The sequence below is a fragment of the Flavobacterium sp. genome (assembly GCF_044371705.1).
In the GTDB taxonomy this organism is placed as follows: Bacteria; Bacteroidota; Bacteroidia; order Flavobacteriales; family Flavobacteriaceae; genus Flavobacterium.
In genome coordinates, this window is sequence record NZ_JBILTE010000172.1 from 1 (window position 1) to 5,379 (window position 5,379).

Consider the following 5,379-nt stretch of genomic DNA (forward strand, 5'->3'; position numbering starts at 1 on the left):
TATCCAAAATATTCGCAAAGCAAATATGAGTGAGAAAGTGGAGTCGTCGCACAAACTACGTGAGGTGATTTTAAGTGATTTATTGGACAAGCAATCGCCGAGTTATATGGCAATTAGTTATTTGAAAACGGAAGTGATTCAGATGATGGGTTAGTTTTCTAGCAACCTTTTCAACTGACTTTGTTCTACCGCATTTAAACTCGGAAGCATTTCTTCAAAATACTTTTTGTGTCGGTCGGTTTTAACTAATTCGCGTATTTGATTACGAGCAAAAAGGGTGAACTGCCATTTGTGATGCGTGGTTGCGTTGACTAAATTTCGCAAGATGTTTTGATCATTCGGATTCAGAAACAACAGATTGGTTAACGCATTCTGACGAATAGAACTTTCAAAATTTGGCGAACTGTAATTCAGTAATTCATCGTAAAAATTCACTTTATTTTCGTTTTGATAGTCTTTGGTCATCAATGCTAAGGTGAGCCAAAGTATCCGAAGGTTTTTATCATTAAAACCTATCCAATCTTTGGATTGATTCAAATAAACCGCTTGTTTTTCGGGAAATAAATTCCACAAAGTTCCTAATGCAATTTCTTTGGTGATGTAGGAATCGTCGTTTAAAAGTGTTTCATAATTTGCTTGAAAAGTGGGTGGGATTTCAACCATAATTCGTGCAACGGCTTGACGGACTTTTAAATCATTTGAAAGCATTGCCAGCTTTAGTACAGATTCTTTATCAGCAAATGGGACTTCAGCTAATTGAAAAACTACTTCTTCTTTGAGAGGATAAAAAGATTCACTTTTTAAAATATTCTCGAATGTAGTTTTCTTTTCTGCAAAAGGTTTGGACTGCAATTCTACTAACTCCAAATACGATTTCATAAACGTGTTTTTACGCAATGCAGTCAACGCTTGATTCACTTCAAAACCGGATTGTTCCAACCAAACGCGTTTGAAGTTTTCTGAATCAAAAGAAGAAACGGCTTTGACTTCGTTTAAAAAGTCATCCGTATTTACGTTTTTGAAACTGTATTTTTTTAAATAATTCTTAACGGCTTTTTGAAAGTTTTCAGCTCCTATAGATTCTCTTAAAAAATGCAACGCCCAAGCTCCTTTTTGATAGAACGTAAGCGAACTGGCTTTTTCGTTCAACAACGGAATGGTGTCGGTTTTGGAAGCTTGCTGCAAACGTTCTGCCATTTCATATAATTCCCAGTTAAAATGATCGTCACCAAAGAGTTCTTTTTCGGCCAACAAGGCATAATAGGTGGCAAAACCTTCCTGCAACCAATGGTGTTTTCCGGATTGTGCGGTAATTAAATTGCCAAACCACTGATGAGCCAATTCATGAGCGTTTACATTGATATACGTTTTATCAGTAAACCCTGTTTTATCCACCACAAAATCCTGAGCAAAAATGGTGGATGTCGTGTTTTCCATTCCGGAGTATAAAAAATCACGAACAGGAACTTGCCGGTAAATTTCCCAAGGGTACTTTACTCCAATTTCCCGTTCAAAGAAGTCAAAAATTTGCGTGCTGTATTGGTAAGTGGTTTCAAATTTATCGGCATCTTTATGATCTAAATAAAATTCTAAAGGCGTCCCCGATTTAGTGTTCGCGGTTTGTTTGGTGAATTTACCGATTGCCATCATGACTAAATAGGACGACATGGGTTTGGACATTTGATAGTGCCAGATTTTATTTGGATTGGAAAGTGGCGGATAAACAGTTGTTCCGTCAAGCCTTCCATTAGAAAGAACTTCAAATAAGGAATTATATTCAATCGATAAATTAAAAATAACTTTTTCATTTACATCATCAAAACTGGGTAACCAATGACTAGTGTATTTTCCTTGACCTTGGGTCCAGATTTGTAAATTTTCACCTTCTCCGATAAAATAAAGCGTTTGTTTGGGGGTGGCTGTATAAGTAAATGTTAACGTATTTTTACCCTTTTTAAAACCTTCGAATAATTGGAGTTTTTTAGTTGTGTTTTTAAAGTTGACTGATTTACCATTGATTTTTACGTTTGTAAAATCCATTTTGATGGCGTCGATGGCAATGGTGTCAATCGCTTTTAAAACTTCAAATTCATAGTTGACCTCGCCGGAAATGGATTTATCAGTGGCATTTGGAGCCAAAGTGGCGTTCATTGTTTTAAAATCAACTTTGGTGGATTGTTGAGCGAAGGAAAAAGTAAAAAGGAATAAAAAAATATATCGCATGGTTGTTTGACAGAGTTTCGCAAAGTTATACAAATATACGTAAAGATTGGAACGCGGATAGAACCGATTGGCTTTGCCAAATACTGATTGCTACGGATTTTAAAACCTAGAATAATTTAAACCTTTGCTTAATGAATCTTAATCTCTTAATGGTTTAAAAAATGTAATCGTTTCAATTTTTAATTACATCTCAAAAAACTATCTTCGCCTTGAATTGCAATAGTCATTAATGTTTGATATTGCAATTGTTATTGTTATTGTTATTGACTATGAACGACATCCTCCAAACACCAATCGAATACCTTAAAGGCGTGGGTCCTTCCCGCGGTGAAATGCTGCGAAAGGAACTCAGCATTCATCGGTATGGTGATTTGTTGACGCTGTTTCCCAATAGGTATATCGACCGAACGCGGTATTATAAAATCAATGAATTGCAAGCCGGAAATACAGAAGTGCAAATCGTTGGCAAAATCATCCACATCAAAACCGTCGAACAGAAAAAAGGTCGTGGTCGTTTGGTGGCAACATTTGTAGACGACACCGGCGAAATGGAATTGGTTTGGTTTCAAGGCCAGAAGTGGGTTCGCGAAAGTTTAAAACTCAATACTCCTTATGTTGCTTTTGGAAAAGTCACTCCTTTTTCAGGACAATTTAACATGGCTCATCCGGAATTGGAATTATTGGAAGAACACAAAGAAAGTCTGCGTTCGGCGATGCAACCCGTCTATCCGTCCACTGAAAAATTGACACAAAAAGGCATTTCCAATCGAACCATCAACAAAATGATGCAGCAATTGTTTGTAGAAACGCAAGCCCGTTTTTTGGAAACCCTACCTGCTTATTTACTTGATGAATTAAAACTCATTCCTAAAAATGCGGCATTGTTTAACATTCATTTTCCGAAAAGTCAAGACTTGTTAGCGAAAGCTCAGTTTCGCTTAAAGTTTGAAGAATTGTTTTTTATTCAATTGCAATTAATCACCAAAAACCTTATTCGAAAACACAAAATAAAGGGACATCCGTTTGAAAAAGTAGGAACCTATTTCAACGATTTTTATCAAAATCATTTGCCGTTTGAATTGACCAATGCACAGAAAAAAGTGCTGAAAGAAATTCGCAACGATTTGGGAAGCAATGCCCAAATGAACCGTTTATTACAAGGAGATGTGGGTTCAGGAAAAACGATAGTCGCTTTAATGTGCATGTTGATTGCTTTAGACAACGGATTTCAAAGTTGCTTGATGGCACCAACCGAAATTTTGGCTACCCAACATTTTAATGGTTTGACTGAATTAGCCAAAGATTTAAATATCAACATCAAATTATTGACGGGTTCAAGTAAAACAGCGGAACGAAAAATCATTCACGAACAATTGGAATCCGGCGAATTGCATATTATTATTGGTACCCATGCTTTGTTAGAAGATAAAGTACAATTTCAAAATTTGGGCTTGGCGATTATTGACGAGCAACATCGATTTGGTGTGGAACAACGCTCGAAATTATGGAAGAAAAACGACATTCCGCCGCATGTTTTGGTGATGACCGCCACGCCTATTCCTCGAACATTGGCAATGAGTTTGTATGGCGATTTAGATATTTCAGTGATTGACGAATTGCCACCGGGACGAAAACCCATTCAAACCGTGCATCGATATGATTCCAACCGTTTGAAAGTGTGGAAATTTTTGAAAGATGAAATTGCCAAAGGTCGTCAAATTTATATCGTTTATCCGCTAATCAACGAAAGTGAAAAAATGGATTACAAAGATTTAATGGATGGCTATGAAAGTATTTCAAGAGATTTTCCGTTGCCTCATTATAGTGTTTCTATTGTTCACGGACAAATGAAAGCGGCGGACAAAGAAGAAGAAATGCGTCGCTTTTCGTTAGGAAAAACCAATATTATGGTCGCAACCACAGTGATTGAGGTTGGCGTTAACGTGCCCAATGCCAGTGTCATGGTGATTGAAAGTGCGGAACGTTTTGGCTTATCGCAATTGCACCAACTTCGCGGTCGCGTAGGCCGTGGAGCCGAACAGAGCTATTGCATTTTAATGACCAGTCACAAACTTAGCGACGACAGCAAAACCCGATTAGAAACCATGTGTCGCACCAACGACGGATTTGAAATTGCCGAAGTCGACTTAAAACTTCGCGGTCCCGGAGATATCATGGGAACCCAACAAAGCGGTGTGTTGAATCTACAAATTGCCGATTTGGTTAAAGACCGAGATATATTGCAAGTCGCCCGACACGAAGCCATTAAACTCTTAAAAAAAGACGCTTCCATGACCTTACCGGAACATCAAACGTTGCGAATGGTTTTTATGGAGATGAGTAAGCGGAAGAATATTTGGAATTATATTAGTTAGTTGCGGGTTTCGGGTTAAAGGTTGCGGGTTTAAAAGTTTAAGAGTTCTCGTTACGGCAATTTTGAACACAGATTTTAAAAAATTAAAAAAATTAATATAATTTGGTTCTCAAGAAAAAGAACAAATTAGCACTCAGCAAAAACCTCAGTACCTCAGTACCTTAGTCCCTCAGCACCTCCAAACCTACATACTCTGTGTATAATAACTATAATCCTTTAAAATCGTTCGTAAAAAATCGGTGTCGTTACCGGAGGTGTTTTTGATGCCGGTGACTTCTTCAATTTTAACACGCAATTTAATTAAAGTGGCAAAATCTCTTTTTGCTACCGCAATGTTGAAGGTTTCTTTGATGATACGTGCGTCGTTGTCGCATAATTTGATTACTAAGGGATAGGTTGGCACATACGAATTATCGACTTCCTCCAGAATAGTGTGATTGATACTGATATTGTTTTTCAAACTAATCACAGCCGTACCTGCGGTCATGTCGCCCAAACGTTGGGTTTTACTACTTATAATCATAGTAATCAAGCCGATGATGCCGCTACTGATGTTCACATCCACAATTCTAAAAACCCAACGAATAATGTAGTCGCCAAAGGATGCTTGGTACCCATCAATTTTAACCACTTTTGTTTTCATCAATCGCTTTCCAATGGTTTGTCCTTCCAAAAGACTTTCTAAAACCAATGAATAGAAGATTACCGGCGAAAAAAAAACGAACAAAACGGCTGCAATTGACCATCCATCTAGTCCGTCCAGCCAATCATTTAATCCCAAC

At 37.6% G+C, this 5,379-nt stretch carries 3 protein-coding genes; 1 reads left to right on the plus strand and 2 read right to left on the minus strand.

What is annotated here, in order from left to right; genetic code table 11:
- Positions 1 to 150 precede the first annotated feature (150 nt).
- Positions 151 to 2,223 (minus strand): M1 family metallopeptidase, encoded by a 2,073-nt coding sequence (locus tag ACIQ2S_RS10790; protein ID WP_396175837.1) that lies wholly within the window; start codon positions 2,221 to 2,223, stop codon positions 151 to 153.
- Between the two features lie 269 nt (positions 2,224 to 2,492).
- On the opposite strand from ACIQ2S_RS10790, the gene recG reads away from it, so the two are divergent.
- The gene (gene recG / locus ACIQ2S_RS10795) at positions 2,493 to 4,598 is read left to right on the plus strand and encodes an ATP-dependent DNA helicase RecG (protein ID WP_396175839.1); all 2,106 of its coding nucleotides are present in this window, start codon (positions 2,493 to 2,495) and stop codon (positions 4,596 to 4,598) included.
- Between the two features lie 183 nt (positions 4,599 to 4,781).
- Here the strand turns inward: recG and ACIQ2S_RS10800 are convergent.
- On the minus strand, positions 4,782 to 5,379 hold a 598-nt coding region (locus tag ACIQ2S_RS10800; RefSeq protein WP_396175841.1), incomplete at its 5' end, for an RDD family protein.